Source organism: Superficieibacter sp. HKU1 (assembly GCF_029319185.1).
GTDB lineage: Bacteria > Pseudomonadota > Gammaproteobacteria > Enterobacterales > Enterobacteriaceae > Superficieibacter.
Map to the genome: position 1 here is coordinate 1328468 of NZ_CP119754.1, position 26766 is coordinate 1355233.

The 26766-nt window shown below is 54.4% G+C and carries 25 protein-coding genes; 12 read left to right on the plus strand and 13 right to left on the minus strand.

What is annotated here, in order from left to right; translation table 11 throughout:
* Positions 1–55 precede the first annotated feature (55 nt).
* The 3 genes from P0H77_RS06370 to P0H77_RS06380 all read right to left on the minus strand — a co-directional run bounded on the left by P0H77_RS06370 (position 56) and on the right by P0H77_RS06380 (position 4138).
* Positions 56–592, minus strand: coding sequence for a fimbrial protein (locus P0H77_RS06370; protein ID WP_276164074.1), 537 nt, complete (start codon positions 590–592; stop codon positions 56–58).
* 418 nt (positions 593–1010) lie between these two features.
* Positions 1011–2687 carry a YbaL family putative K(+) efflux transporter gene (ybaL, locus tag P0H77_RS06375; protein WP_276164075.1) on the minus strand — a complete coding sequence of 559 codons (1677 nt, stop codon included), beginning with the start codon at positions 2685–2687 and terminating at the stop codon, positions 1011–1013.
* A gap of 230 nt (positions 2688–2917) precedes the next feature.
* Positions 2918–4138 (minus strand): MFS transporter, encoded by a 1221-nt coding sequence (locus P0H77_RS06380; RefSeq protein WP_276164076.1) that lies wholly within the window; start codon positions 4136–4138, stop codon positions 2918–2920.
* Positions 4139–4310: 172 nt separating this feature from the next.
* Between P0H77_RS06380 and ushA the strand changes: the two genes are divergently transcribed.
* The 5 genes from ushA to P0H77_RS06405 all read left to right on the plus strand — a co-directional run bounded on the left by ushA (position 4311) and on the right by P0H77_RS06405 (position 9419).
* Positions 4311–5963 carry a bifunctional UDP-sugar hydrolase/5'-nucleotidase UshA gene (gene ushA, locus P0H77_RS06385; protein WP_276164077.1) on the plus strand — a complete coding sequence of 551 codons (1653 nt, stop codon included), beginning with the start codon at positions 4311–4313 and terminating at the stop codon, positions 5961–5963.
* Positions 5964–6037: 74 nt separating this feature from the next.
* A complete protein-coding gene (locus tag P0H77_RS06390; RefSeq protein ID WP_276164078.1) occupies positions 6038–7141 on the plus strand; it encodes a hypothetical protein in 1104 nt (367 codons plus the stop codon).
* 147 nt (positions 7142–7288) lie between these two features.
* The gene (locus P0H77_RS06395; RefSeq protein ID WP_276164079.1) at positions 7289–8179 is read left to right on the plus strand and encodes an oxidoreductase; all 891 of its coding nucleotides are present in this window, start codon (positions 7289–7291) and stop codon (positions 8177–8179) included.
* A 180-nt stretch (positions 8180–8359) separates the two neighbouring features.
* Positions 8360–8842 (plus strand): cold shock domain-containing protein, encoded by a 483-nt coding sequence (locus tag P0H77_RS06400; protein ID WP_276164080.1) that lies wholly within the window; start codon positions 8360–8362, stop codon positions 8840–8842.
* Between the two features lie 37 nt (positions 8843–8879).
* Positions 8880–9419 (plus strand): DUF2058 domain-containing protein, encoded by a 540-nt coding sequence (locus P0H77_RS06405; protein WP_276164081.1) that lies wholly within the window; start codon positions 8880–8882, stop codon positions 9417–9419.
* A gap of 29 nt (positions 9420–9448) precedes the next feature.
* Here the strand turns inward: P0H77_RS06405 and P0H77_RS06410 are convergent, their stop codons facing one another.
* From P0H77_RS06410 to copA, 4 genes are all read right to left on the minus strand, one after another.
* Positions 9449–10147 carry an RluA family pseudouridine synthase gene (locus P0H77_RS06410; protein WP_276164082.1) on the minus strand — a complete coding sequence of 233 codons (699 nt, stop codon included), beginning with the start codon at positions 10145–10147 and terminating at the stop codon, positions 9449–9451.
* A 79-nt stretch (positions 10148–10226) separates the two neighbouring features.
* On the minus strand, positions 10227–10706 hold the full coding sequence (gene ybaK / locus P0H77_RS06415; RefSeq protein WP_276164083.1) for a Cys-tRNA(Pro)/Cys-tRNA(Cys) deacylase YbaK: 480 nt from the start codon (positions 10704–10706) through the stop codon (positions 10227–10229).
* Positions 10707–10903: 197 nt separating this feature from the next.
* Positions 10904–11698: a TraB/GumN family protein gene (locus tag P0H77_RS06420; protein ID WP_276164084.1), complete on the minus strand. Its 795-nt coding sequence runs from the start codon at positions 11696–11698 to the stop codon at positions 10904–10906.
* Positions 11699–11766: 68 nt separating this feature from the next.
* Complete coding sequence (gene copA, locus P0H77_RS06425; RefSeq protein ID WP_276164085.1) at positions 11767–14268, minus strand: copper-exporting P-type ATPase CopA; 2502 nt, start codon at positions 14266–14268, stop codon at positions 11767–11769.
* Positions 14269–14376: 108 nt separating this feature from the next.
* On the opposite strand from copA, the gene cueR reads away from it, so the two are divergent.
* Positions 14377–14775: a Cu(I)-responsive transcriptional regulator gene (gene cueR, locus P0H77_RS06430; protein WP_276164086.1), complete on the plus strand. Its 399-nt coding sequence runs from the start codon at positions 14377–14379 to the stop codon at positions 14773–14775.
* Positions 14776–14901: 126 nt separating this feature from the next.
* Here the strand turns inward: cueR and P0H77_RS06435 are convergent, their stop codons facing one another.
* The 5 genes from P0H77_RS06435 to tesA all read right to left on the minus strand — a co-directional run bounded on the left by P0H77_RS06435 (position 14902) and on the right by tesA (position 18687).
* A complete protein-coding gene (locus tag P0H77_RS06435) occupies positions 14902–15366 on the minus strand; it encodes an NfeD family protein (protein ID WP_276164087.1) in 465 nt (154 codons plus the stop codon).
* The gene (locus P0H77_RS06440; protein ID WP_276164088.1) at positions 15363–16280 is read right to left on the minus strand and encodes an SPFH domain-containing protein; all 918 of its coding nucleotides are present in this window, start codon (positions 16278–16280) and stop codon (positions 15363–15365) included. The genes P0H77_RS06435 and P0H77_RS06440 overlap by 4 nt, the downstream gene beginning before the upstream one ends.
* Positions 16281–16351: 71 nt before the next feature.
* On the minus strand, positions 16352–17206 hold the full coding sequence (locus tag P0H77_RS06445; RefSeq protein ID WP_276164089.1) for a co-chaperone YbbN: 855 nt from the start codon (positions 17204–17206) through the stop codon (positions 16352–16354).
* A 58-nt stretch (positions 17207–17264) separates the two neighbouring features.
* Positions 17265–18074: an SDR family oxidoreductase gene (locus P0H77_RS06450; RefSeq protein WP_276164090.1), complete on the minus strand. Its 810-nt coding sequence runs from the start codon at positions 18072–18074 to the stop codon at positions 17265–17267.
* Positions 18064–18687, minus strand: coding sequence for a multifunctional acyl-CoA thioesterase I/protease I/lysophospholipase L1 (gene tesA / locus P0H77_RS06455; protein WP_276164091.1), 624 nt, complete (start codon positions 18685–18687; stop codon positions 18064–18066). The genes P0H77_RS06450 and tesA overlap by 11 nt, the downstream gene beginning before the upstream one ends.
* On the opposite strand from tesA, the gene ybbA reads away from it, so the two are divergent.
* The 5 genes from ybbA (at position 18658) to P0H77_RS06480 (ending at position 24493) form a co-directional block, all read left to right on the plus strand.
* Entirely contained in the window at positions 18658–19344 is a 687-nt protein-coding gene (ybbA, locus tag P0H77_RS06460) for a putative ABC transporter ATP-binding protein YbbA (RefSeq protein ID WP_176917489.1), read from the plus strand. The two genes, tesA and ybbA, sit on opposite strands and share 30 nt — an antisense overlap.
* The gene (ybbP, locus tag P0H77_RS06465) at positions 19341–21755 is read left to right on the plus strand and encodes a putative ABC transporter permease subunit YbbP (RefSeq protein WP_276164092.1); all 2415 of its coding nucleotides are present in this window, start codon (positions 19341–19343) and stop codon (positions 21753–21755) included. Before ybbA ends, ybbP begins: the two co-directional genes overlap by 4 nt.
* A 211-nt stretch (positions 21756–21966) precedes the next feature.
* Positions 21967–22800, plus strand: coding sequence for a MetQ/NlpA family ABC transporter substrate-binding protein (locus P0H77_RS06470; RefSeq protein WP_276164093.1), 834 nt, complete (start codon positions 21967–21969; stop codon positions 22798–22800).
* Between the two features lie 24 nt (positions 22801–22824).
* The gene (gene sfbB, locus P0H77_RS06475; protein WP_276164094.1) at positions 22825–23841 is read left to right on the plus strand and encodes a virulence-associated ABC transporter ATP-binding protein SfbB; all 1017 of its coding nucleotides are present in this window, start codon (positions 22825–22827) and stop codon (positions 23839–23841) included.
* Complete coding sequence (locus tag P0H77_RS06480) at positions 23834–24493, plus strand: methionine ABC transporter permease (protein ID WP_276164095.1); 660 nt, start codon at positions 23834–23836, stop codon at positions 24491–24493. The genes sfbB and P0H77_RS06480 overlap by 8 nt, the downstream gene beginning before the upstream one ends.
* 325 nt (positions 24494–24818) lie before the next feature.
* Here the strand turns inward: P0H77_RS06480 and P0H77_RS06485 are convergent, their stop codons facing one another.
* Positions 24819–25535: a YebC/PmpR family DNA-binding transcriptional regulator gene (locus P0H77_RS06485; protein WP_276164096.1), complete on the minus strand. Its 717-nt coding sequence runs from the start codon at positions 25533–25535 to the stop codon at positions 24819–24821.
* Positions 25536–26268: 733 nt separating this feature from the next.
* Here P0H77_RS06485 and P0H77_RS06490 point away from each other — a divergent pair.
* On the plus strand, positions 26269–26742 hold the full coding sequence (locus tag P0H77_RS06490) for a hypothetical protein (RefSeq protein WP_276164097.1): 474 nt from the start codon (positions 26269–26271) through the stop codon (positions 26740–26742).
* Positions 26743–26766 lie beyond the last annotated feature (24 nt).

Below are 26766 nucleotides of genomic sequence, written 5' to 3' on the forward strand. Positions count from 1 at the left end.
AAACCGGTTCCCCGGCTTTACTTGCTGTCAGATACAGAATTTACCGTTATCCAGATTAGTTGTAGGACAGGGTGAAGTTGACGGTACTGTTGGCTGTACCTACTCCTACCGTATCGCTGGTAGCGATATAGCGGGCAAAGAAGTCCAGATTGGTGTCGCTTTTTGCATCGACCGTTTTAGTTTCGGAGTCTGATCCCAGTGGCAGCTCTTTACCAGAGCCATTTAACAACTGAACCGCCACGCCGGAGGCAACGCCCGTGGTGCCGTATCCAGTCAGTTGAAGATAATCGCTGTTATTGGTATCGGGGGTTCCACTGTATTTAACGGTAACCGGTTTACCTTTTAAATCTTCCGGGCAACCACTCAATACCAGCGTGAACTTAGTGTTCGCTGCGGTATCGCCAGCGGCAGCGAATGCCGTTTTAGCTACATCACCTAATTTAACCGTCATTGGAGATGAAACAGAGCTATTTACCTGGCAACCAGCTTCAATAATATTACCAGTAAAGTTAATTTTTCCATCCTCTGCCAGAACAGAGGCACTTATTCCCATTGCAGCGATAAAGGCGACAGCCGTTAGCTTTCCTTTCATTGAATAATCCTTAAATAATATTAATAATGTCGGGTTTTTGATTTATTTAAATAATACCATGAGGTTACCCTCATTAATATTAAAACAATTCAAAGTGAGTATAGTTATTTTTGTCCATTTATAGTATTTAATTATTCTTAAATTCAGAGTTAGTTTTTATTAATAGATTTGTTTTTTGTATATATTTATGGCGGAGAGGACGTGCTGAAGAACGTTAAATAATTTGTAATCTAAATGATTTGATGTGTTTAAATAGCTTTAGTAAATGTTTCGTCTTACGTTGCTTTCGTAAGTCCTATTTTTTTATCGGTCGGCTTGTATACATTAACTTGCTGAATACAGTAATAAATCATGTTAATTATAGGGGCATTATCTACTGGAAAACAAGCAGGCGATGATATCGCCTGCCATAAGGCTCTTACCCTGTTATCGATTCTGCCGTCGGTGGCCTGGCAAGTAACATCAGCATCGTATTGGCAATTTCCCGCTCGCCCATCACCACCTGATTGGCCCCGCGCTCGGTAATGTAGTCCACTTCATCGTCGTAATGCGCCCGCGCGATAATCTCGATATCCGGGCATTTCTCCCGCGCGGAGGCAACGATTTCGCCCGCTTCATAGCCGTTGGGGATAGTCAGCAGCAGCCAGCGGGCGCAGTCCAGATGCGCCAGGTTGAGGATTTCTTCATTAGCGGCATTCCCCAGCACCGCACGAATGCCGCGCTCGCGTAACTCATCCACGCGGGTACGCGACGTTTCCACTACCACCAGCGGAATCCCCTGCGCCATCAGTTTCTCACCCAGCAGACTGCCCACGCGGCCAAAGCCTACCAGCAGGGCATGGTTGCAAATATCGACCGGGATCTGTTTTTCCTCTTCGGTCACTTCTTCCAGCGTCTGCTCTTCCAGCGTTTCAGTCTTATCGAGGTAGCGCTCCAGGAGGGCAAACAGCACCGGGTTCAGCATGATTGACAGGATAGCGCCCGCCAGCACCAGATTCTGCCCCGCCTGCGGCAGAAGATTTAATGCCATGCCCAGCCCGGCGAGGATAAACGCGAATTCGCCGATCTGCGCGAGGCTGGCGGCAATGGTCAGCGCGGTACGCGGCGAATGACCGAACATGCGGACCAGAAAGAACGCCGCCACCGACTTACCGAAAATAATAATGACCAGCGTGCCCAGTACGGCCAGCGGTTGGTCAAGCAGGATCATCGGATCGAAAAGCATCCCCACCGACACAAAGAACAGTACCGCAAACGCATCGCGCAGCGGCAGGGTATCGTGGGCCGCGCGATGGCTTAGCTCGGACTCATTCAATACCATTCCGGCGAAGAACGCGCCCAGCGCAAAGGAGACGTCGAACAGTTCCACCGCGCCAAAGGCAATCCCCAGCGCCAGCGCCAGCACGGAGAGCGTAAAAAGTTCGCGGGAGCCGGTGGCTGCACTGCGAGCCATGATCCACGGCACCAGACGGCGGCCTGCCACCATCATAATCGCGATGAACGCGACCACTTTGCCGATGGTAATGCCCATGTCCAGCGACAGCGACGCCAGACCCACGTTGCCTTTTTCAAGCATTCCCGCCACCGCTGGCAGCAGAACCAGCGTTAATACCATCACCAGATCTTCAACAATCAGCCAGCCGATAGCGATTTGCCCGCGCTGGCTATCAATAAGCTGTCGTTCTTCAAGCGCCCGCAGCAGCACCACGGTACTGGCCGTAGAAAGACACAGGCCAAAGACGATGCCGGTCATTAACGACCAGTCCATTAGCGCTGCTAGTCCCATTCCCAGCAGCGTGGCGACGGCTATCTGTGCAATCGCGCCGGGAATGGCGATGGACTTTACCGCCATCAAATCCTTTAAAGAGAAATGCAGACCCACGCCGAACATCAGCAGGATCACGCCCAGTTCCGCCAGTTCAGGTGCCAGTTTGGTATCCGCGACAAATCCTGGCGTAAAAGGGCCGGCCAGAACGCCCGCTAACAAATATCCTACCAGTGGAGAAATGCGCAGTTTATTGGCAAGCATGCCAAGGATAAAAGCGAGCACAAGCGCGCCGACAATGGTGGTGATAAGCGGGGTGGCGTGATGCATTCCGTCTCCTTTGGTTTAGGTGTTAATCCATTTTTGGCGGGGACCAAAAACCCGAGTAATAGTTTATGACAAAATTAATCATCATGTTGATGAATTATTATTGAATTTCACAAAAAATTGGGATTTGCTGCAAAAAAAGCACAGAACGGAAAAATGGGCCACAGACGAACGAAGAAGGCAGGCAAGACGCGGGAAAGCGGCGGCCAAAAAAAGCTTTTGGCCGCAAGAAACTACGCTTTATGACTGTTATCAGGCAGAAATATGGTAAGTATCCCCAGAAGCGGCAGGAAAGCACAGATTTTATAAACCAGTTCAATACCGTGATGATCGGCAATAAGCCCCAGCACGGCGGCACCAAGGCCACCCATCCCGAAAGCAAAACCAAAAAAGAGCCCGGAAACCATGCCAATACGTCCCGGCAGCAGCTCCTGCGCGTAGACCAGAATCGCTGAGAAGGCGGAAGCGAGGATAAAACCAATAATGACGGTCAAAATTCCTGTCCAGTAGAGGCTGGCATACGGTAAAAGCAGGGTAAACGGTGCTACGCCGAGGATAGAGCCCCAAATCACATATTTACGACCGATTTTATCGCCGACAGGCCCGCCAATCACGGTTCCAGCTGCAACAGCAAACAAGAACGCAAAGAGATGGAACTGCGCATTTTGCACCGGGAGATCGAACTTATGCATCAGATAAAAGGTGTAATAGCTGCTAATACTCGCCATATAGAAATATTTCGAGAAAATCAGGATCAGCAGCACGCTGACGGCAAGGATCACCTTATTACGCGGCAGGGGATTGATCATCGGCGCGGATGATTTTCCTTTATTGACGCGATGCTGTGCCGCATACCAGCGGCTGACCTGTGCCAGTACGACAATTGCCAGCAGGGCGGCCAGCACAAACCAGGAAACGTTTCCTTTGCCGTAAGGCGCGATAATAACCGCCGCCAGCAATGGCCCCAGCGAACTCCCGAAGTTGCCGCCCACCTGAAAAATCGACTGCGCCAGTCCGTGACGTCCACCTGACGCCATCCGCGCGACGCGGGACGATTCCGGATGGAATACCGATGACCCCGTTCCTACCAGCGCTGCTGCCAGCAGAACCGTAGCAAAACTGCCTGCCAGCGCCAGCAATACCAGCCCGCTTAACGTAAAGCACATCCCGATGGGTAACGACCAGGGCATCGGATGTTTGTCCGTCCAGTAACCCACTATTGGCTGGAATAACGATGATGCCAGCTGGAAGGTCAAAGTAATTAACCCAATCTGCACAAACGTCAGCGAGAATTCAGATTGCAGAAGCGGATAAATCGCCAGAATTAGCGACTGGATCATATCGTTTAACAAATGAGAAAGGCTGATGGCACCTAATATGCCAAAGGCGGTACGAGCCTTTTGCGGCGGCGCGGAGGCCTCCGGCAGAGGAGAGCGAGTTTCACTGATTGCCATAAATTCCACTTTTTACTGTTTTACGATGCAGGGAAATGCAGATGAGTAATTATTATGACGCTAAGATACCTGTCTGAAAGCAGCGAAGGAAGTCGCATTATGCAAACAAAGTTGTCTACTATTTGATTACGCGGTAATTTCGCCACTACACATTTGAGTCAGGGAGAGGAACATGACGTTTTTAAAACGGGGCATCGCGCTGGCAGTGCTGGCAGCCTGTACGCTGGCAAGCCTGTCAGCGCAGGCGTATGAGAAAGATAAAACCTATAAAATCACCATTCTTCATACTAACGATCACCATGGTCACTTCTGGCGTAGCGAATACGGGGAATACGGCCTGGCGGCACAAAAAACGCTGGTGGATGGCATACGTAAAGAGGTGGCCTCAGAGGGCGGTAGCGTCCTGCTGCTTTCCGGTGGTGATATCAATACCGGCGTACCCGAATCCGATCTGCAGGATGCCGAGCCCGATTTTCGCGGCATGAACCTGGTGGGCTACGACGCCATGGCGGTTGGCAACCACGAGTTCGATAATCCGCTGAGCGTTCTGCGCCAGCAGGAGAAATGGGCTAAATTTCCGTTCCTCTCCGCCAATATCTATCAAAAAAGCACCGGTGAGCGCCTGTTTAAGCCGTGGGCATTATTCAAGCGTCAGGATCTGAAAATTGCCGTTATTGGTTTAACCACTGATGATACGGCGAAAATCGGCAATCCGGAATATTTCACCGATATTGAGTTCCGCAAACCGGCAGATGAAGCGAAGCTGGTGATCCAGGAACTGAATGAGACCGAAAAGCCGGACGTTATTATCGCTGCTACCCATATGGGTCATTATGATAACGGCGAACACGGTTCGAATGCGCCGGGCGATGTTGAAATGGCGCGCAGTCTGCCCGCCGGATCGCTGGCGATGATTGTTGGCGGCCATTCTCAGGATCCGGTTTGCATGGCCTCTGAGAACAAAAAACAGGTCGATTACGTGCCGGGAACGCCGTGCGCGCCAGATCGGCAGAACGGTATTTGGATCGTGCAGGCGCATGAATGGGGTAAGTACGTTGGCCGCGCGGATTTTGAATTCCGCAACGGTGAGATGAAACTGGTCAACTATCAGCTTATCCCGGTCAACCTGAAGAAAAAAGTCACCTGGGATAATGGCGAGAGCGAGCGTGTTCTCTACACGCCGGAAATCGCCGAGAACCCGCAGGTGCTGTCGATGCTGACGCCGTTCCAGAACAAAGGCAAAGCGCAACTGGACGTCAAAATTGGTAACGTCAACGGCAAGCTGGAAGGCGACCGCAGTAAAGTGCGCTTCGTGCAAACCAATCTGGGGCATTTGATCCTCGCGGCGCAAATGGCGCGCACGAATGCGGATTTGGCGGTGATGAGCGGCGGCGGTATTCGCGACTCTATTGAAGGCGGCGACATCACCTATAAAAACGTGCTTAAGGTACAGCCGTTTGGCAACGTGGTGGTGTACGCCGATCTGACCGGGCAGGAAGTGATCGACTATCTGACCGCCGTCGCGCAGATGAAGCCGGACTCCGGCGCGTATCCGCAGTTTGCCAACGTCAGTTTTACCGCTAAAGATGGCAAACTGAACGATCTGAAAATCAAAGGCGATGCGATCGACCCGGCGAAAAAATATCGCATAGCGACATTAAGCTTTAACGCCACGGGCGGCGACGGTTATCCGCGCCTTGACGATAAACCCGGTTACGTGAATACCGGTTTTATTGATGCGGAAGTGCTGAAGCAGTTTATCCAGCAGAACTCTCCGCTGGATGCGAACGCCTGGGAGCCTAAGGGTGAGGTGCGTTGGGAATAAAAGTACATAGCGAAGAGCGGTCCGGTGAACGAGGTTGGGTGCCGGACCGCATATAGATTTGGATGGCATTACTGATGAGCACGGATTTTACTATTTCAAGAATTGATGAAATTGACAGGGAAATTGCCCTTCTCAGGCATGAGCCATGTCAGTGTGAGCATTATCTGGAAGTAAAAATTCGTCATTTTGGGGGCGGTGAACACTATGTCCGCCAGTGCAATCAGTGTGGCAGACAGAAAGGAGGCGCTCTCAAAGCCATCGATGCATTAGATGAACTCCACGGACAGACTCCCCGTACATTCGACCCTGCTATTGAAGAAAAATACACCAGCGAATTAACGCTACGCAGTAAAAAATTATCCCGGCTTTCACGGGAAAAAATCCAGTTGCTTTCAGACGTCAATGGGGGAATCGAGCCCCTGTACAGAGAAGAAGAGAGAAAATATCGCGAAGCCTTTCAAAAATTATCTACGCATCTGGATGCGTTCATGGAATCTTTCACTGTAGATAAAACCCTGTTCGCCCTGGCGCAACAAGAGAGAAGAATTAAAAAAGAAAAACGCGAGAATGCCGAAAAAGCGCCTTCGCTTTTTTCATCAGAAACAGAGCTTAAAGCATGGATGTTTGACTTTCTGAAGAGTGATTTTTATATCTATCAGGAAGTTAGCGGTATTCACGTGACCGAGGGCGTAAAGGTCAGAATTGATTATGTATTGTACCCCAGGGCTCATCTGATTGAGCAGGGCTTCGAGCCTGCGCCGTTTGGTATCGAAGTAAAATATTTAAATCAGGAAAAAAACTTCGCGCACAAAGCCAGTCGTGGGATTTGGCAGGCTATTTCCTATAACGATTGTGAATTTTCGCTCAAAGACAGAAAGTTTAGTCTGAAGTTTTGCCTGCTATTTTCCAATCTTTCCTTTATTCATGAAAGAGAAATCCTGGAGTCACACAGTGACCATACCGATGGAAAAAGCATGAAGTGGCTGGGTATACTGAACGTTGCTAATCACGCAAAAGTAGGTGTGTTAAAAATCACAGGGAAAAGAGAAAGCGTTAAAGGCTGGGCGATGAGTTTCGCTGGCGGTGTATATTTTAGCTGTCAACTCGATAAAGACGGCAAGCGCTTTAAACTGGTAAATGCAAATACGGTTAATAAAGTCAGGATCGGTAACTTCTAATCTGAACATGTATCCTGGGGGTGGCCTTTTAAGTCAGCCTGTGGCGTCTAAAAATACCGGGTGAAAGAATAACGTTGAGGAAAATGCTCGCGTACACGATGCTTGCAACTGGCATACTGATGATTATTCCAGACAGGAGAAAATACGATGTCTGACCATCCTGATATTGCTCTACTCGGTCCGGGGGCTATCGGAACAACGATTGCTGCCGTATTACATGAGATTGATCGCACGCCGGTGCTTTGCGGACGCACTGCGCATCCACAGTTAATTCTCCGTCATGAGGAGGGTGAAATTGTAGTACCCGGTCCGGTGTTAAGCGATCCGGCGACTATACGCCACCCGGTCGATCTGCTGTTTGTCGCGGTAAAAACGACCCAGGTCGCTGACAGTGCTGCCTGGCTGGCCGCGCTATGCCATGAAAATACCGTCGTCTGCGCGTTGCAAAATGGGGTTGAGCAAAAAGACCTGCTGGAGCCTTATGTCAACGGCGCAACGGTGCTGCCTTCGGTCGTGTGGTTCCCGGCACAGCGCGAGGCGGATGCATCGGTCTGGCTACGGGCGAAACCGCGCCTGACGCTGCCGGATGTGCCGCAGGCCAGACGCGTTGCCGGTGCGCTTAATGGCACGCGCTGTACCGTTGAACTGGCAACAGACTTTGTCTCTATCGCCTGGCGCAAACTGTTGCAGAATGCGGTCGCTGGCCTGATGGTGCTTGCTAATCGCCGGGCCGGGATGTTTGCGCGCGAAGATATCACTGCGCTGGCTCTGCGCTATCTGCGCGAATGTCTGACGGTGGCGCGTGCGCAAGGAGCGGTATTACATGATTCCGTTCCCCAGGAAATCATTGACGGTTTTCATCGTGCCCCGGCGGATTTAGGCACGTCAATCCTTGCTGACCGCCAGGCTAACCGCCCGCTGGAGTGGGATATCCGCAACGGCGTGATACAACGTTATGGCCGCGCGCAGGGGATCCCTACGCCGATTAGCGATGTGCTGGTACCATTGCTGGCAGCGGGGAGCGAAGGGCCTGGCTGAACGGCAGGCGTGGTTGACATCGAACGCAAGTGAAGTGGATTTCACTTCTTTGCGCGTCCAGTCTCCTCGCTGAGTGGAAATTTATCGTCCAGACTTAACCCAAAGCATAGTCTGCGCAGGCATTGTGCTTTACACTGCGCGCTGCAAAAATAGGGCAGATAAACGATTAATCAGGCGGTAATGGCGATGAACGGAACGATCACAACGTGGTTTAAAGATAAAGGTTTTGGTTTTATCAAAGATGAAAACGGTGATAACCGCTATTTTCATGTGATTAAGGTCGCCAACCCTGATCTAATTAAGAAAGACGCGGCGGTCACGTTCGAACCCACGACCAATAACAAGGGATTGTCGGCGTATGCGGTGAAAGTCGTACCGGAAAGCAAATACATCTACATCGCGGGCGAACGCCTTAAGCTTACTTCGATCAAGTCTTACCTGGTCTACAGTGAGGAAGTCCCTGCCGAGACCCGCATTGATAAAGAAAACGCGGTACTGTCTGTCGGGGCGCTGATGAGCAGTATCAGGCCGAAGTCAGATACTACGCCAGGCGAAATGCGCTCGCTGAAGAAGCTGGCGATTACCACTTTCCAGGGAACGACGTTAATTTTCTCAGAAGATGAGATTGACATTGATGCCACGGTAAAACTGCTGAAGGTTTGAGATTTCCCCCACACTTCTGACCGGATTAGAAACGACGATGACAAAACTTACCTTACAAGAGCAAATGCTAAAAGCTGGCTTAGTCACCAGCAAAAAAATGGCTAAAGTGCAAAGAACGGCTAAAAAATCGCGGGTTCAGGCTCGCGAAGCAAAAGAAGCGGTGGAAGAAAATAAAAAAGCGCAGCTTGAGCGCGATAAGCAGCTTAGTGAACAACAAAAACAGGCGACCATCGCGAAAGAATATAAAGCTCAGGTGAAGCAGCTTATTGAAATGAACCGCATCAGTATTGCACGAGGCGATATTGATTTTAATTTCACGGATAATAACCTCATTAAAAAGGTTGCTGTAGATAAGCCAACTCAGGCGCAGCTGATCAATGGTCGTCTCGCCATTGCGCGCCTGGTGGTCGATAACAAAAATGAGTATGAGTACGCTATTATCCCTGCCAGCGTAGCCGATAAAATCGCGCAGCGGGATGCGGGCAGCATCGTTCTGAATAGCGCGTTGAGTCAGGAAGAGCAGGACGAAGACGATCCGTATGCCGACTTTAAAGTGCCGGACGATTTGATGTGGTAACAGATCCTGGCTGTTGCGCATTGCCCGCTTCAGAACGGAGAGGCATGATGCATTTTGATCGCAGCATTGCTGACAGGATGAACAAAATGCAACTCGCTGGCGTGCAGCATCAGGCGCGGCGTCAGGCTGGTGCCCGGCAGCAGGCGACCCCCGTACAGATCGCATCCTAAAATAGGGTGGCCCAGCAGCTGACAATGAATGCGTAGCTGGTGGGTACGACCCGTCTCCGGGGTAAGCCGGACCCGGGTCAACGGCACAGGCATGCTGTCCTCCCGCTCATCATAAAACCGCTCCATGACCCGATAGCGCGAGCGGGCGGGCTTGCCGTGGCGTGAGCAAATCGACATCAGCGGAAAGCGCGCCGGATCTTTGGCTATCGCCGCGTCTATCACCCCTTCATTCTCCTCCAGGTGGCCACAGAGCAGGGCGCTGTATATTTTAGTGACGGCGCGCTGACTGAACTGTTGGCAGAGCGCGGCATTAATCACTTTGTTGCGGGCAACCACCATCAGCCCGGACGTTCCAAAATCAAGGCGGTGAACCAGCGTGCAGCCAGGGAATATTTGCACCAGACGGTGATGCACCGAGTCGAGATTCTGCGGATTTTTACCCGACAGGCTGAGTAGCCCGGCGGGTTTATTGATAAGGATCAGGTGCTCGTCCTGATAAAGGATCTCTATCTCGTCATGGCACGGCGGGGCAATAAAGGTATCGGAAATGGTAGACATCAGGCTGCCCGGACAGGGAGTGGCAGCGGATCATACCCCATTTTCAATGAGCCAGCTATTCTCTCTCGTGCCCTCCGCATCACTCGCGCCGCGCAATATCAGCGAATGTGGCACCAAGCGCCTTCGCCAGATCGCTGGCCGCCAGTTCAATATCCAGCCCGCGCTTGCCGCCGGAAACAAAAATAGTGGCAAAATTCCGCGCTGGCGCGTCAATCAGCGTCGGCAGCCGTTTTTTCTGCCCCAGCGGGCTGATACCGCCCACCAGATATCCGGTAGTGCGCTGCGCGAGCTGCGGATCGGCCATCTCGACTTTCTTCGCGCCGAGCGCTTTCGCTACTTTTTTCAGATCCAGCTGGGTTGCCACCGGTGTTACCGCCACCGCCAGGTTTTTGGCCTCGCCGTTAACGGCGACCAGCAACGTTTTATACACCTGTTCCGCATTCAGACCGAGCTTACGCACCACTTCATCACCGAAATTGGTTTCACTGGGATCGTGATCGTAAGTATGGATTTCGAAAGAAATTTTTTGTTTTTCAAGGAGTTTAACGGCGGGGGTCATGATTGCGCTTACCTGTAACAAACCAACAATGCCCCAAGCTTACGCCTGAAGCCGCAGGAAAAAATAGTATAATCTTGCTTATTAGTATTGGCAGTAACGATGCTTTGAGCGACAATTCATCAACCGGAGTTCGCTCCGGCATAATAATAAAGATGAAATTCCTCTTTGACGGGCCAATAGCGATATTGGCCACTTTTTTATCGCATGATCTCCGCCAGGCTCCCTTCACCATAGAGATGGAGCGCCCCCACCGCCACCACATAGCGTCCCGCGGGTAATGCGCAGAGCACATCACGCCACGCGCGGTTGCGCTGGTGCATCAACACATCATATAGCCCTTCGCTGAAGGTATTCGGCAGCTTAACGTCATGCGCCGCAGGTGGATGTTCCAGCCACCAGCTGATCATCATCTGTAACAGCCGTGCATTGGTGTGCCAGTGGGTGAGGGTATCGTCCAGCAACGCCATCCCGTTATCGGGCAACTCGCAGAGCAGGGCAATTTGCCGCGCTGCCCCTTCCAGTTCGACGATACGGACCTGTTCTGCCTGCGCCGCCTGAATAAGCTGGAGATCGATACCATATGCCGGGCGCAGGCCCAGTTGCTGTGCCTGCGTTGCCTGTAGCGCCATCGCAATTTGCCACAGCGGCTGCGTGCTAAACAGCGAAAGCGACAGACCCAGTTCGCCGGCTTTATTATTCAGTTGAGCTAATTGCGCTTCACTCAGACGTTCTTCCAGCGGCGGAAACACCGGCAGATTGTGGAAGGGCGTTTCATTGCCGGCAATATTGGCTTCGACAATCAGCGCATCGGCCTGCTCAATTTTTTGCCGCAAACGCGCGGGAAGGGGAGACATATCCTGCGTTCCCATATGAATACTGCCAACAAGGTGGAACTCGCGGCCGCCGGGAAGCGAAACGTCAATGGCAGGCCAGGCGTAAGCATTGCCGCGCAGCGTACGCCACCACGTTTTTAATTGGTCAAACAGACTCATACGTACTCCGCTGGCATAAAATCCTATGCTAACGTGCGGCGGCCTGAGGCGCAAATCAGCGGCGATGGTCAGGCTTTTGGTGTAAACCGCAGCAGCCGATTGGCATTACTCACGACCGTAATTGACGACAGCGCCATCGCCGCGCCTGCCACCACCGGATTAAGCAGCGTCCCCGTCAGCGGCCAGAGGATCCCGGCGGCAATCGGAATGCCCAGCGAATTGTAGATAAACGCCCCCAGCAGATTCTGCTTCATATTGCGCAGCGTGGCGCGGGAAATCGCCAGCGCGTCAGCGACGCCCATCAGACTATGGCGCATCAGGGTAATGGCCGCTGTTTCAATGGCCACATCGCTGCCGCCGCCCATCGCGATGCCGACTTCTGCCTGCGCCAGCGCTGGCGCGTCGTTAATGCCGTCGCCGATCATTGCCACCCGCCGACCTTCGCGTTGCAGTTTCTGGATAGCCTCCGCTTTGCCATCCGGCAGGACGCCGGCGATAACGTCATCAATACCGGCTTCTTTAGCAATCGCTTTTGCCGTCGTCTCGTTATCGCCAGTGAGCATGATCAGCTGGTATCCCGCCTGATGTAGACGCCGGAGCGCCGCCACGCTGTCTTCACGCAGCGGATCGCGGATGGCGAAAAGCGCTGCGGCTTTGCCGTCAACGGCCAGCAGTACTGGCGTCGCGCCCTGCGCGGCCTGCGCGCCGATTTCGCTTTCCAGCGCCCCGGCGGCAATACCGTGTTCTTCAAGCAGCGCCTGATTCCCCAGCAGCAGCGTATGGCCGTCCGCCTCGCCGCTCACGCCCAGCCCGCGCAGGGTGCGGAAACCGTTAACCTGCGGCAGCGTGTGTTCCTGCGCTTTATCGAGGATCGCGCGCGCCAGCGGGTGACTGGAACCCTGCTCCAGCGCCGCGGCCAGCCGTAACGCCTGCGCCTCATCAAGGCCGCCTGCGGTTTTCACCGCCACCACCTGCGGTTTACCTTCGGTCAGGGTGCCGGTTTTATCGAACACCAGCGTGTCCAGCGTACTGGCGCGTTGCAGGGCATCGGCATCGCGGACCAGCACGCCAAATTCGGCGGCGCGGCCGACGCCGGAGATAATCGACATCGGGGTGGCGAGCCCGAGCGCACACGGGCAGGCGATGATCAGCACGGTGGTGGCAATCACCAGCGTATAAACGATTTGCGGCGCGGGGCCGAAGAAATACCAGATGGCGGCACTGAACAGCGCAATGGCGACCACCACCGGCACAAAAATAGCGGAGATCCTGTCAGCCAGTTGACCAATTTGCGGCTTGCTGCTTTGCGCCTGGCGCACCATGCGAATAATGCGCGACAGGGTGGTCTGGCTACCCACCGCGCTGGCCTGAAACAGTACGCTGCCGTCCTGAACCACCGTGCCCGCATGCACTTCGTCATCGGGTCCTTTTTGTTGCGGCACCGGCTCGCCGGTCAGCATGGCTTCATCCAGCCAGGCTTCACCCTGGGTAATGTTGCCGTCTACCGGCACGCGATCGCCGGTGGTCAGGCGCAGCGTCATACCGGCGGTGACTTCCGCCAGCGGCAGATTTTTTTCGCCCTCATCCGTCACCACGCGCGCGGTGGGAGGGGTCAGATCAAGCAGTTTTTCCAGCGCCCGGGACGAACGCTGGCGCGCCCGCGCTTCAAGCATATGACCGAGGTTAATCAGACCGATAATCATCGCGCTGGCTTCATAATAGAGGTGCCGCGCTTCCATCGGAAACCACTGCGGCCAGAGATTGACGCTCATCGAGTAAAGCCAGGCCACGCCGGTCCCCAGCGCCACCAGCGTATCCATGGTCGCGGTCCGGTTGAGCAGGCTTTTCCAGGCGCTGCGGTAGAAGTGACCGCCGGCAAACACCATCACGCCGAGGGTGATCACGCCGATGACCAGCCACAGGCTGCGGTTGTCCTCCGTGACCATCATGTTGTCACCGAACATTCCCCAGACCATCACCGGAATGCCCACCGCCAGCGCGACAATCGCCTGCCAGCGAAAGCGTTTCATGGTGGCAATGGCCGTTTCCTGCTGGCGCTCGCGGCGTTTGAGGTCATCTTCGATTGCCTCCGCGCCGTAGCCCGCGTTTTCTACCGCCTGCACTAATTCCGCGGCGGAGGCGCTACCTATTACCAGGGCGGTGCGCTCCGCCAGGTTCACCCGCGCCTGCGTGACGCCCGGTACGCTTTGCAGCGCTTTCTGGACGCGTGACACGCAGCTGGCGCAGCTCATTCCGCTTAACAGCAGCTGCTGGCTGTCGTCATCGGTTTGCGCTGCCGGAAGCTCAGGGGTAACCGCTGTCAGCGCTTCCGACGGGATTGATGACTCCGCCAGCGGTTTAGCCTTTGGGTGGCTTAACTCTGCGCCGTACCCGGCCTGTTTGATGGTTTCAATCAGCGCATCGGCACTGGCGCTGCCGGTGACATGCGCTTCGGTAATGGTGACGTCCGCCTGCTCAACGTCAGGACGCTGCTCAAGGCTTTCTTTAACGCGTTTAACGCAGTGGCCGCATGAAAGGCCGTCCAGCGTCAGGTCAATAATGTGAGACATGTTCTAACTCCTGTATCATAGATCGTAAAAATATTGATCTTAGCAAGCGCTTTCGCTAACTCTTACTAAGGTTAAACCTTCCCGCAAGGGGAAGGTCAAGGGGGAACGATGAATATTAGCGACGTAGCGAAAAAAACCGGCCTGACCAGTAAGGCGATTCGTTTTTATGAAGAAAAGGGGCTGGTGACGCCGCCGCTGCGCAGTGAAAACGGCTATCGCAGCTACACGCAACAGCATCTGGACGAGCTAACCCTGTTACGCCAGGCGCGGCTGGTGGGGTTTAATCTCGAAGAGTGCGGCGAGCTGGTAGAGTTGTTCAACGATCCTGCCCGCCACAGCGCCGACGTGAAAAAACGCACCCTGGAGAAAGTGGCTGAGATTGAGCAGCATATTGTGCAGCTTCAGGAGATGCGCCAGCAGCTTTTGACGCTGGCGGAAAGCTGCCCCGGCGATGAGGGAGCGGATTGTCCGATTATTAACAATCTTGCGGGCTGCTGTCACCGTTAGCGAAAATAGTCATCAACGATCCTGGTGAAATCAGGCCGCGTACCGTCGTCGTTAATCAAAAAATCGACAACAAATTGTCTGCAATAGTCATGACAAAAGCTGGCCCGGGAAAGCGCCAGCTTTATCTCAGGCGACAGGCGAAGACGCTCTGACGATCAGCACAATTCCCTCGACCGCCACCACCTCTACCGGAGTTCCCGCCGGAAGATCGGTATCCGCACTGACCATCCACGAACTGTCGCCGACGCGCATATGCCCGCGCCCGTTAACCAGCGCGTTATCCAGCGTGAAGCGGCGGCCAATCAGCTGTTGCCCACGCTGGTTAAGCTGACTGTCGGCAGGTTTTTGCTCACGCACACGCTGCGCCAGCCAGCGCCACCATAGCCACGCGGCCAGCAGCGTCAGCAGGGAGAACATCAACCCCTGCCACTCCCAGCCCAGCGGCAGCAGCCAGACGACCAGCCCGACGATCACCGCCGCAACGCCGCTCCACAGCAGGTAGCCGTTGCCACCGAGCATTTCTGCGGCCAGCAGTAACCCGCCGAGACTGAGCCAGAAGACGTGTGGATGCGTCAGGATCAGTTCCATCATAGGCGTTTCCGCTCGCTGGCGCTGTCCTTGATAAGTTCACTGATCCCGGCAATCGAGCCCATCAGGCTACTGGCATCCAGCGGCATCATTACCACTTTACTGTTACTGGCCGAACCAATTTTCTGCAGCGCTTCGGTGTATTTCTGCGCCACAAAATAGTTCACCGCCTGAATGTCCCCGGCAGCGATAGCCTCGGACACCATCTGGGTCGCACGGGCTTCCGCTTCCGCCGAACGTTCACGCGCTTCCGCCTGTAAAAACGCCGACTGGCGTTCGCCTTCTGCGGTGAGGATCTTCGACTGCTTTTCCCCTTCCGCTTTGACGATCTGCGCCTGGCGAATCCCTTCGGCCTCAAGGATGTAGGCGCGTTTGGTACGTTCCGCTTTCATCTGGGCGTTCATCGCATCGATAAGTTCGGCAGGCGGGCGCACGTCGCGGATCTCAATACGGGTGATTTTAATGCCCCACGGGTTAGTCGCTTCATCGACGATATGCAGCAGGCGCGTATTGATGTTATCGCGCTGGGAGAGCATTTCATCCAGTTCCATCGAGCCCAGCACGGTACGGATATTGGTCATCGTCAGGTTGATGATCGCCAGTTCCAGGTTGCTGACCTCATAAGCTGCTTTCGGCGCGTCAATCACCTGAATAAAACACACGGCGTCGATAGATACGTTGGCGTTATCTTTGGAGATAACTTCCTGCGAAGGAATATCCAGCACCTGTTCCATCATATTGATCTTACGACCAATACGATCCATAAATGGCACCACCAGACTCAGGCCGGGCTGAAGGGTCGTGGTGTAACGACCAAAGCGCTCTACCGTCCACTGATAGCCCTGGGGAACAATTTTCACCCCGGCAAAAACCACGATGAGCGCCACGAGAATGACGACGGGGATCACGATCAACATTAAGCAAACCTCCTGTTATGACTGACTCACTATATCCTTTATCCGCCGTCGGCTCAGGTCCGGGAACAGACTTAGTACAGCAGCGAATAAAGCTTGCGACGATACTGGCTGGCAAGGGCATCGCCAGTGCCAAGCGCCGCGAGAATTTCCTGCAACATTTTGCGTGCCTGACCGTCTGCCGCACCAAGGTCTTTTTGCAGATGGCTAAAGAGTAACGCTAACGCCTCTTCATTACGACCTACCTGATGTAGCTGGAGTGCAAGCTGTGAGGCCAGCGCCGCGTCGTCCGGATTCGCCGCGACCTGCTGTTGAAGCTGCTGGATCTCAGGTGTATCAGCGGCCTGTTTCAGCAATTCAATTTGGGCCACCAGACCCTGATAGCGGGTATCCTGATCCTGTAGCGGGATGGTTTTCAGCACCGCTTCCGCGTCCTCTGAACGATTCAGGGCAATTTGCGTTTCTGCCAGCAGCAGGCCAATTTCGCTATTCTGCCCGGAAAGCTGCCAGGCTTCTTTAAGCAGCGGCAGCGCGTCCGCGTGGTTGCCTTCTTCGATAAGCTGGATCGCCTGCTGCGCTTTCAGTTCTTCTTCACGTGGCAGCACTTTTTCCAGCAGGGCGCGAATCGCCTCTTCCGGCTGCGGTCCCTGGAAGCCGTCGACCGGCTGTCCATTCTGGAACAGGTAAACGGTTGGGATGGCGCGCAGGCCAAACTGAGAAGCAATCATCTGTTCGGCGTCGCAGTCCAGCTTTGCCAGAATGAATTGTCCATTGTACTGGGCGGCAAGACTTTCCAGCACCGGCGTCAATTGTTCACAGTGCTGGCTGCGTTCGGACCAGAAATAGAACAGCACCGGGACGGTCATCGACTGTTCCAGCGTCTGTTGCAGGTTCGTTTCGTTAATATTGACGATATTCTGTACGGACATAGTGCACTCTCTATAAGCTATTTTTGTAATACATGGGGGTCAGCGCGTGAGCTTCAACTCACCCCTGCAAAATTTTATCCATCAGGCGGCCCGGCAGCAGGCGCTTTAGCACGTTTACCGCATGGGTCACTAAGGTCACGGGATAGCGCATTTTAGGCCGTTCGCTGGTAAAAGCATGGCGCACTTTCGCCACCACCGCCTCCGGTCCGAGGGTAAAACGTGCGGCAATGCCAGGATTTTCGACCGGCTTATCGCTTTGGGTCTGATTGACATTTTGCGTAAAGCGGGTGCGAATGGGACCGGGCTCGATCAGGCTGACCTGGATCCCGCTATAGCGCAGTTCCATGCGCAGTGCGTCCGACCACGCTTCCAGCGCGTATTTACTGGCGGCATAGGCACCGCGACCGGGTGTGGAGATCAGCCCCATTACCGATGACGTCATGACAATCCGCCCTTCGCCGTGGGGGATCATGGCGGGTAACAGCCGCATGGTGAGCTGATGTGCGCCAAAAAAGTTGGCGGAAAATTGCTGCTCCAGTTGAGTGCGGCTTATGGTCGGTAGCTGACCATATACGCCGTAACCTGCGTTATTGAAAATGCCGTACAGGCGATTACCCGTCAGGGCAATGACCTCGTCGGCAGCAGTATCGACGCTCTCTGGCTTATCGAGATCGAGTAAAATTCCCGTCAGCCCCAGGCTATTCATTCGCGCCACATCGTCCGGTTTACGGCAGGCCGCCAGCACCCGAAAGCCCTGACGCTGAAGTTCAAGCGCGCTTTCCAGACCGATGCCGCTGGAACATCCTGTTATTAAGACTGATTTTTGCATAACTTTACCTGAGTGCGCCCCTGCTAGATTAAGACTCATGTTTTACTAAAGGTGCCAGCCGCGTCGCCATCCAGTCGGCAATAAACGGCTGCGCGTCGGGGTTAGGATGAATACCATCGTCCTGCATCCACTGAGGCTTTTGATAAACCTCTTCCATAAAAAACGGAACCAGAGGAATATCGAATTCTTTGGCAAGCGCCGGATAGATCGCGCTAAAGGACGCATTGTACCGACGACCATAGTTAGCGGGCAGGCGAATTTGCATCAGTAGCGGTTGCGCACCGGCCTCTTTAACGCCCTGGAGTATCTTGCGCAGCGTCGCTTCGGTCTGCTGTGGCTGAAAACCGCGCAGGCCGTCGTTGCCGCCCAGCTCTACCAGCACCCAGCGTGGTTTATGCTGGGTAAGGAGCGCGGGCAAACGCGACAGCCCCTGCTGTGACGTATCGCCGCTAATACTGGCGTTAACCACCGTCGTCTGCGGCTGCCATTTTTTATTCAGCAGCGCAGGCCAGGCGCTGGTGGCCGCCATACGATAGCCGGCGCTAAGACTGTCGCCCAGAATTAATAGCGTGTCTGCTGCGGCAGCGCGAAAGCTTAACAGAGCCAAAAACAGGAACGGCAAATGCCAGCGGAAAACATTGTTGAAGTTCATCGTCTTAAGAAGTCCGTCGGTCAGGGGGAGCATGAACTCTCCATCCTTACCGGAGTTGAGCTGCTTGTCAAACCATCCCAGACCATTGCGCTTATCGGCGAGTCGGGTTCCGGTAAGTCAACCCTGCTGGCGATCCTCGCCGGGCTGGACGACGGCAGCAGCGGCGAAGTCTCACTGCTTGGGCAACCGCTGCACACTATGGATGAAGAGGCCCGCGCCGCGCTGCGTGCGCAACACGTTGGCTTTGTCTTTCAGTCCTTCATGCTGATCCCCACGCTCAACGCGCTGGAAAACGTGGAGCTGCCTGCGCTGCTGCGCGGTGAAAATAGCCGCGAAAGCCGCACCCAGGCGAGGGCGCTGCTGGAACAACTCGGGCTGGGTAAACGGCTTGACCATCTGCCTGCACAGCTTTCCGGCGGCGAGCAGCAGCGCGTGGCATTAGCCAGAGCCTTCAACGGTCGACCGGGCCTGCTGTTTGCCGACGAACCGACCGGCAACCTCGACCGTCAGACCGGCGATAAAATTGCCGATTTGCTGTTTTCCCTCAACCGCGAATACGGCACGACCCTGATTCTGGTGACGCACGATGCGCAGCTGGCCGCGCGCTGCGACCGCCGTCTGCGGCTGGTGAACGGTCAGTTGCAGGAGGAAGCATGATTGCCCGCTGGTTCTGGCGCGAATGGCGCTCGCCGTCGCTGCTGATTGTCTGGCTGGCGCTAAGCCTGGCGGTGGCCTGCGTGCTGGCGCTGGGCAATATCAGCGACCGGATGGAAAAAGGGCTGAGCCAGCAAAGCCGGGAGTTTATGGCTGGCGACCGGGCGCTGCGCAGTTCGCGCGAGGTGCCGCCGGAATGGATTGCTGAAGCGCGCAAATTGGGGCTGAAGGTGGATGAGCAAATCACCTTTGCCACCATGACCTTTGCCCGCGACACGCCGCAGCTGGCGAACGTCAAGGCGGTGGGCGATCTCTATCCGATGTACGGTGATCTGCAAACCGATCCGCCGGGGCTGAAGCCTGTCGCCGGCACCGCGCTGCTGGCCCCGCGATTAATGGCGCTGCTCAACCTGAAACCGGGGGATTCGATTGACGTTGGCGACACCACGCTGCGCATCGCGGGCGAAGTGGTGCAGGAGCCGGACGCCGGGTTTAATCCGTTTCAGATGGCCCCGCGCCTGCTGATGAACGTTGCCGATGTGGCGAAAACGGGCGCGACAGGACCGGGCAGTCGCGTCAGCTGGCGCTATAAATTCGGCGGCACGCCGTCGCAGCTTGCCGCCTATGAAAAATGGCTGCTGCCGCAGTTAAAACCGGAGCATCGCTGGTACGGCCTTGAGCAGGATGAGGGCGCGCTGGGGAAATCGCTCGAACGCTCACAGCAATTCCTTTTACTCTCAGCGCTGTTAACGCTGCTGCTGGCGGTGGCTGCCGTGGCGGTGGCGATGAGCCATTATTGCCGTAGCCGCTACGATCTGGTGGCAATCCTGAAAACCCTCGGTGCCGGAGGGAGGCAGCTACGCAAGCTGATTATTGGCCAGTGGCTGTTATTAATGCTGCTCTCCATCGTGACCGGTGGCGCGCTGGGGCTGGCATTTGAGCAGGTGCTGATTATCCTGCTTAAACCGGTGCTGCCGGTGGCCCTTCCCGCCGCGAGCCTGTGGCCGTGGCTGTGGTCCGCCGGCGCAATGACCACCATTTCCCTGCTGGTGGGGTTACGCCCTTATCGGCTGCTGCTGGCGACGCAGCCGTTGCGCGTGCTGCGCCGGGATGTGGTGGCTAATGTCTGGCCGCTGAAAATCTATCTTCCTGTCATTACCGTGGTGGTGGTCGCCCTGCTGGCGTGGCTGATGGGCGGCAGTACGCTGTTATGGGCGGTGCTGGCGGGGGCGCTGGTACTGGCACTGCTGTGTGGTGTGCTGGGCTGGATGCTGCTTAACGTTCTGAAGCGCCTGACCATCAATTCGCTACCGCTGCGGCTGGCGGTGAATCGTCTGCTGCGCCAGCCGTGGTCGACGCTCAGCCAGCTGGCGGCGTTCTCCCTCTCCTTTATGCTGCTGGCGCTGTTGCTGGTGCTGCGTGGAGATTTGCTGGATCGCTGGCAGCAGCAGTTACCGCCGGAAAGTCCGAACTACTTTTTGATCAACATTGCCCCGGAGCAGGTCGAGCCGGTGAAGCAGTTTCTGGCGGAGCATCAGGTGCGCCCCTCGACGTTTTACCCCATCGTCCGCGCGCGTCTGACGCAAATCAACGGCCAGCCGACGGAGGGTAATAAGGATGAGGCGCTCAATCGCGAGCTTAATCTCACCTGGCTGAGCCAGAAACCGGACCATAACCCGATTACCGCAGGTCACTGGCCGCCTGTTGCAGGGGAGGTCTCTATGGAGCAAGAGCTGGCGAAGCGGCTGGATATTTCCCTCGGCGATAGCGTGACGTTCACCGGGGACACTCAGGACTTCACCGCCAGAGTGACCAGCCTGCGTAAAGTGGACTGGGAGAGCCTGCGCCCTAACTTCTATTTTATTTTCCCGACCGGGGCGCTGGACGGACAGCCGCAAAGCTGGCTGACCAGCTTCCGCTGGGACAACGGCAACAGCCTGCTGACGGAACTTAACCGCGCGTTTCCGACGGTCAGTTTGCTGGATATCGGCGCGATTTTAAAACAGGTCGGGCAGGTATTAGAGCAGGTCAGCCGGGCGCTGGAAGTGATGGTGGTGCTGGTAACGCTGTGCGGCGTGCTGTTGCTGATGGCGCAAATCCAGGTCGGTATGCGCCAGCGTCATCAGGAGCTGGTGGTGTATCGCACGCTGGGCGCGGGAAAACGCCTGCTGCGGACAACGCTATGGTGTGAGTTTGCCCTGCTGGGGCTGGTGGCGGGAGTGGTGGCGGCTATCGGCGCAGAAACCGCGCTGGGCGTCCTGCAAACCCGCGTTTTTGACTTCCCCTGGGAGCCGGACTGGCGCTTGTGGGTAGTCCTGCCGTTTAGCGGCGCGCTGTTGCTCTCCCTGTGCGGCGGCTGGCTTGGCGTGCGCTTGCTCAAAGGCCGGGCGCTGTTCCGCCAGTTTAGCGGCTAACCCTGAGTATGCGCCGATCGCAGGATCGGCGCATACTGCATCATTCTTCGTCATTCAGTGACACACTTCAAAACATCATGAAATAATTTCAATTACGCAGGCTGGCGGAGTGTGACATCTTAGAATGGCCCTGCATTTCGCGGGTGAAAAACAACAGCGCCGCACTGCACGGCGCATGCAAGGCAACACCACATTTTATCCAGGAGAAATTATGGGACTGCGTCACAGCCTCCGCATCGCGGCGGGAACACTATTGCTGGCCTGCGGCTTACAGTTTGCTCACGCCAACAGCGATCCGCACACCATCGTCTTTGGCGTCGCGCCGGGACCGTATGGCGATATGGTAAAACAGGCGATTGCGCCTTCCTTAAAAGAGAAGGGCTATAAAGTCGTGGTGCGCGAGTTCAGCGACTACGTGCAGCCGAATATGGCGCTATCCAACGGCAGCATTGATGCCAACCTGTTCCAGCACTCGCTCTATTTCGACAAATTTACCGCCGATAAAGGGCTGAAGTTGAGCAATCTTATCAGCGTGCCGACCGCCGGAATGGGCTTTTACTCGCGCAAAATTAAAAGCCTCGACGAGCTAAAAAAAGGCGACGTGATCACGTTGTCTAACGATCCGACCAACCTTGCGCGCGGCCTGCGCTTCCTGCAATCGCTGGATCTGATCACCATCAAACCGAATATTGATCCGACCAAAGCCTCCGAGCGCGATATCGCCACCAATCCCAAAGGGCTGGTATTCAAACCGCTGGAAGCCGCGCAGCTGCCGCGTACCCTGGACGGCGTGACCGCCTCACTGGTGAACGGTAACTTTGCGGTGGCGGCCGGGCTGGATCTCTCCAGCGCCATCAAGCAGGAACATCTTGATGAGAACCTGAAAAATATCATCGCCGTGCGCACTGAAGATGCGGATAAACCTTTCGCAAAAGATATTGTCACCGTGGTCAAATCGCCGGCTTACCGCGCGGTAATTGACGATCCGAAAAATATTTACAGTGCGTTCCAGAAGCCTGAATGGATGACGGCGGCAAAACAGTAACGGCGAGTATTTCTGAGGTTTGGCATGATTGAAATAGAAAAGGTCTGCGTTGATTTTACCGCAGGCCGCGGCCCCTCCACCCGCGCGGTGGATGAGGTCAGTTTACGTATCGCGCCCGGTGAAATTTTTGGCATCGTCGGCACCAGCGGTGCGGGCAAAAGCACCCTGTTGCGTACGCTGAACGCATTAACCCGTCCCAGTCAGGGCTACGTTAAGATCAACGGCGTGGAGATTTCGGCGCTGGAAGGTCAGGCTCTGCGCAAGGCTCGTCAACGTATCGGGATGATTTTTCAGCATTTTAACTTAATGCATACCCGTACCGTGGCGCAAAACGTCGCCTTCAGCCTGAAAGCCGCGGGCTGGGAGCGCAGCAAAATTGCGACCCGCGTGGCGGAGATCCTCGCGCTGGTTGGCCTGGCGGACAAAGCGAACCGCTTTCCGGTGCAGCTCAGCGGCGGGCAAAAACAGCGCGTCGGTATTGCCCGGGCGATAGCCAATCACCCGGACGTGCTGCTTTGCGACGAACCTACCTCGGCGCTGGATCTGGAAACGTCTGCCACGATCCTCGCCCTGTTAAAGCAAATCAGTCAGCAAATGGGCATTACCATCGTGCTGATCACGCATGAAATGGACGTGATCGAGACGATCTGTGACCGCGTGGCGGTGATGTCTGGCGGAAAAGTGGTGGAGGAGGGCGAGGTGTTTGATGTGTTTGCCCATCCGCAGCACCCGTTTACCCGGCAACTGGTCTCGCATACCCTCAACCTGGATCTGCCTGAGCGGTTGCGGCAGCATTTACCAGGGCAATTGCTGAAAATTCTGTTTATCGGCGATTCTGCCGAACAGCCGGTACTGTCTGAGGTGGCGGTCAAATTCGGCGTGGCGGTAAATATCCTGCACGGCAAAATTGAATATATCGCCGAACGGGCGCTGGGCATTCTGGTGGTGCAGCTTACCGCGCCGAATGATCCCGCTGCCGTGGACGCGGCGGTGGAGCATATTCGTCAACGTACCGCGCAAGTGGAGGTGATCCGTGGATGACATGTTGCCTGATTTAACCCTGGCGTTTAATGAAACCTTCCAGATGCTCAGCATTTCGACGGTGCTGGCGATTATCGGCGGCCTGCCGCTCGGCTTTTTAATTTTCGTCACCGACCGTCATCTGTTCTGGCAAAACCGTTTTGTTTATCTGCTCAGTTCGGTGCTGGTGAATATTATTCGTTCGGTGCCGTTTGTGATCCTGCTGGTCCTTCTGTTGCCGCTCACCCAATTTCTGCTGGGCAATACCATCGGGCCGATTGCCGCTTCCGTTCCCCTGTCGGTGGCGGCAATTGCCTTTTATGCCCGCCTGGTGGACAGCGCGCTGCGCGAAGTGGACAAAGGGATTATTGAAGCGGCGGAAGCGTTTGGCGCCAGTCCGATGCGCATCATCTGCACCGTGCTGCTGCCGGAAGCCAGCGCCGGGCTGCTGCGCGGCCTGACCATTACCCTGGTGAGCCTGATCGGCTACTCGGCGATGGCCGGGATTGTCGGCGGCGGCGGCGTGGGCGACCTGGCGATCCGCTACGGCTACTACCGCTATGAAACCGAAGTCATGATTGTCACCGTGGTGGCGCTGATCGTCCTGGTGCAGATTGTCCAGATGCTCGGCGACTGGCTGGCGCAGCGGGCGGATAAGCGGGAACGGCGTTAAAGCAATCAGCTGGCCGAAAAGGTGATTCGGCCAGCTATTGACGCTAATCAGAAAGGGGCGGCGTACTGCCTGAGGTTGATGACAAAGCCGTTGTCTACTGTATGCACTGCTATGCCGGGTAGCGGCTTCGCCTTACCCGGCCTGTAAAACCATCAATATCAACAGGTTATTCTTAAACCGTAGGCCTGTGCAAGCGAAGCGCCGCCAGGCACAATTCCACGGTATGACGTTTGTCAGCAATCTGGGCTGGGTACTGTCGCAAACTTGCACGCCATTTTCTCTTCCTATTTTTATAATCAATATATCAGGCTAAATATATTTTTAATTAGAGATTGGCAACGTTGTGATATACTTTTTGAACATCATCGTCATCTTCAAGGGCATCAACAAGGCCTTCAAAGATTTCTAAATCTTCTGGTGAAAGTTCAATTTCTGATTGAGCGATCATTTCTAATTCTGTTGTCGAGAATTCAGTAATTCCAGCTGCTTTCAGAGCGGCAATTCCTTTATGAAGGTCTGTCGGTTCGGTATAAATAACGATGTTACCTTCTTCTTCGGTCACATCACGAACTTCAACTTCAGCTTCAAGCAAAATTTCAAAAATATGGTCGGGATCTGTTCCTTTAAATACAATCACCCCGGTGTTGTCAAACATATAGCTGACAGCACCAGCCGCTCCAATATTCCCGCCTTTTTTATTGAAAATCATGCGAACGTTAGCAATGGTACGGTTAACATTTGAAGTTAACGTTTCAACGATAAGCATTGAACCGCCTGGTCCGAAGCCTTCATAACGCCCTTGTACGAACGTTTCATCTCCGCCGCCTTTAGCTTTATCAATGGCTTTATCAATAACGTGCTTTGGAACTTGTGCCTGTTTCGCACGTTCAATAACGAATTTTAACGCTGAGTTTGATTCCGGGTCTGGTTCACCTTGTTTAGCCGCAGCATAGATTTCTACACCGAATTTTGCATATATATTAGACGTTGCACCGTCTTTAGCCGTTTTTTTAGCAACAATATTGGCCCATTTACGTCCCACTGGAACAGTCTCCTGGATAATTTATTTACATTACTAACAGGTTAATAACCTGCATGTTTTTCTGCCATATTATATCATAACATGTAAATTCTCGTCTACGAGAAATAAAACATCTCAATTTTACGGGGGGGACTTTAATTTTATTAATGGTTGATAGTGTGGATAAACTATTTCCAGCTTTTTTCTGGTTCTTTTGTTTTTATTCTTAATAATTGAGCCGCAGTAATAATAAATAAGGTAAGAGAAGCAAAATTAATAATCCAGGCCAAAACCCCTGTTATTAACTTTTACGCAGAACTGCTTACAGAGCGCTACAGGCCAGAATTGTCTATAGGGACCAGTTAATGTAGTAAGCACGTAGCTGCTGGTATTGACGGTCACAGTCCAGGATGCGTTACGCCAGGGTCTGGCCCGGCAATCAGGTGCGGTTCACATTCGTGCGCCTCCCAATTCCGTCCTTTCTGCTGTTTCAGACCTTTCATCTATACTGACTATTGCAGTGGAAATTTGCCCAGGAGGCCGCGCCCTGGTCAACGTTCTCATTGTACTGATAAAGCAAGAAGCGCACAGCCTGCAAAAGATGCTTAAGGCACTGCAAGATGCAACTCAGTGCTCGGAGGAAAAGCGTTTGAATAACGTGGACATGTTGATGCGCTAATAAATCGGGAGTGCCTGGCTTACACCCCTGAAAACTTAAAAAATAATAAAACTCTATTTATCCGGGAGATAAATAATGAAAATAAGTAAGTTTGTTTATTCCGCGTTGATTGGCGTTGTCGCCAGTTGCCGCTCTATGACGCCGATGGCGGCTCTCGCTGCAGCGCGCCTTGCCAGACGCGACACACCGGGCAGGCTCATGCTGCTGGACCTTCCGCTATTCAAATATGGCGCGTTAGCGATGGGGGCAGGTGAGCTGTTTGGCGATAAGATGAAGTCAGCGCCGGATCGCACCGTATTTTTGGGCTTATCAGCACGTGTAGCCAGCGCAGGAATTGCGGGTGCCGCGTTAGCACCCTCGGGAGAAGAAAAAACCGGGGCTGCGATCGCTATCTCTGCTGCTGTGCCACTTGCCTATGTCACACTAGCGGCACGCAAAAAAGCCATGGCAGAAATTGGGCAGACCAGAAGTGGCTTGATTGAAGACACGCTCATCGTCGCTATCGGTGCGGCGGTTGTCTTCCTCGCAACACGGCCAAAACGTATTTAAATGTTCTCAGTTACGCCACAATGA

Excerpts from the sequence above, each read along its gene's own strand:
- P0H77_RS06370 (WP_276164074.1), bottom strand. The coding sequence starts at position 592 with ATGAAAGGAAAGCTAACGGCTGTCGCCTTTATCGCTGCAATGGGAATA.
- ybaL (WP_276164075.1), bottom strand. The coding sequence starts at position 2,687 with ATGCATCACGCCACCCCGCTTATCACCACCATTGTCGGCGCGCTTGTG.
- P0H77_RS06380 (WP_276164076.1), bottom strand. The coding sequence starts at position 4,138 with ATGGCAATCAGTGAAACTCGCTCTCCTCTGCCGGAGGCCTCCGCGCCG.
- ushA (WP_276164077.1), top strand. The coding sequence starts at position 4,311 with ATGACGTTTTTAAAACGGGGCATCGCGCTGGCAGTGCTGGCAGCCTGT.
- P0H77_RS06390 (WP_276164078.1), top strand. The coding sequence starts at position 6,038 with ATGAGCACGGATTTTACTATTTCAAGAATTGATGAAATTGACAGGGAA.
- P0H77_RS06395 (WP_276164079.1), top strand. The coding sequence starts at position 7,289 with ATGTCTGACCATCCTGATATTGCTCTACTCGGTCCGGGGGCTATCGGA.
- P0H77_RS06400 (WP_276164080.1), top strand. The coding sequence starts at position 8,360 with ATGGCGATGAACGGAACGATCACAACGTGGTTTAAAGATAAAGGTTTT.
- P0H77_RS06405 (WP_276164081.1), top strand. The coding sequence starts at position 8,880 with ATGACAAAACTTACCTTACAAGAGCAAATGCTAAAAGCTGGCTTAGTC.
- P0H77_RS06410 (WP_276164082.1), bottom strand. The coding sequence starts at position 10,147 with ATGTCTACCATTTCCGATACCTTTATTGCCCCGCCGTGCCATGACGAG.
- ybaK (WP_276164083.1), bottom strand. The coding sequence starts at position 10,706 with ATGACCCCCGCCGTTAAACTCCTTGAAAAACAAAAAATTTCTTTCGAA.
- P0H77_RS06420 (WP_276164084.1), bottom strand. The coding sequence starts at position 11,698 with ATGAGTCTGTTTGACCAATTAAAAACGTGGTGGCGTACGCTGCGCGGC.
- copA (WP_276164085.1), bottom strand. The coding sequence starts at position 14,268 with ATGTCTCACATTATTGACCTGACGCTGGACGGCCTTTCATGCGGCCAC.
- cueR (WP_276164086.1), top strand. The coding sequence starts at position 14,377 with ATGAATATTAGCGACGTAGCGAAAAAAACCGGCCTGACCAGTAAGGCG.
- P0H77_RS06435 (WP_276164087.1), bottom strand. The coding sequence starts at position 15,366 with ATGATGGAACTGATCCTGACGCATCCACACGTCTTCTGGCTCAGTCTC.
- P0H77_RS06440 (WP_276164088.1), bottom strand. The coding sequence starts at position 16,280 with ATGTTGATCGTGATCCCCGTCGTCATTCTCGTGGCGCTCATCGTGGTT.
- P0H77_RS06445 (WP_276164089.1), bottom strand. The coding sequence starts at position 17,206 with ATGTCCGTACAGAATATCGTCAATATTAACGAAACGAACCTGCAACAG.
- P0H77_RS06450 (WP_276164090.1), bottom strand. The coding sequence starts at position 18,074 with ATGAGTCTTAATCTAGCAGGGGCGCACTCAGGTAAAGTTATGCAAAAA.
- ybbA (WP_176917489.1), top strand. The coding sequence starts at position 18,658 with ATGCCAGCGGAAAACATTGTTGAAGTTCATCGTCTTAAGAAGTCCGTC.
- tesA (WP_276164091.1), bottom strand. The coding sequence starts at position 18,687 with ATGAACTTCAACAATGTTTTCCGCTGGCATTTGCCGTTCCTGTTTTTG.
- ybbP (WP_276164092.1), top strand. The coding sequence starts at position 19,341 with ATGATTGCCCGCTGGTTCTGGCGCGAATGGCGCTCGCCGTCGCTGCTG.
- P0H77_RS06470 (WP_276164093.1), top strand. The coding sequence starts at position 21,967 with ATGGGACTGCGTCACAGCCTCCGCATCGCGGCGGGAACACTATTGCTG.
- sfbB (WP_276164094.1), top strand. The coding sequence starts at position 22,825 with ATGATTGAAATAGAAAAGGTCTGCGTTGATTTTACCGCAGGCCGCGGC.
- P0H77_RS06490 (WP_276164097.1), top strand. The coding sequence starts at position 26,269 with ATGAAAATAAGTAAGTTTGTTTATTCCGCGTTGATTGGCGTTGTCGCC.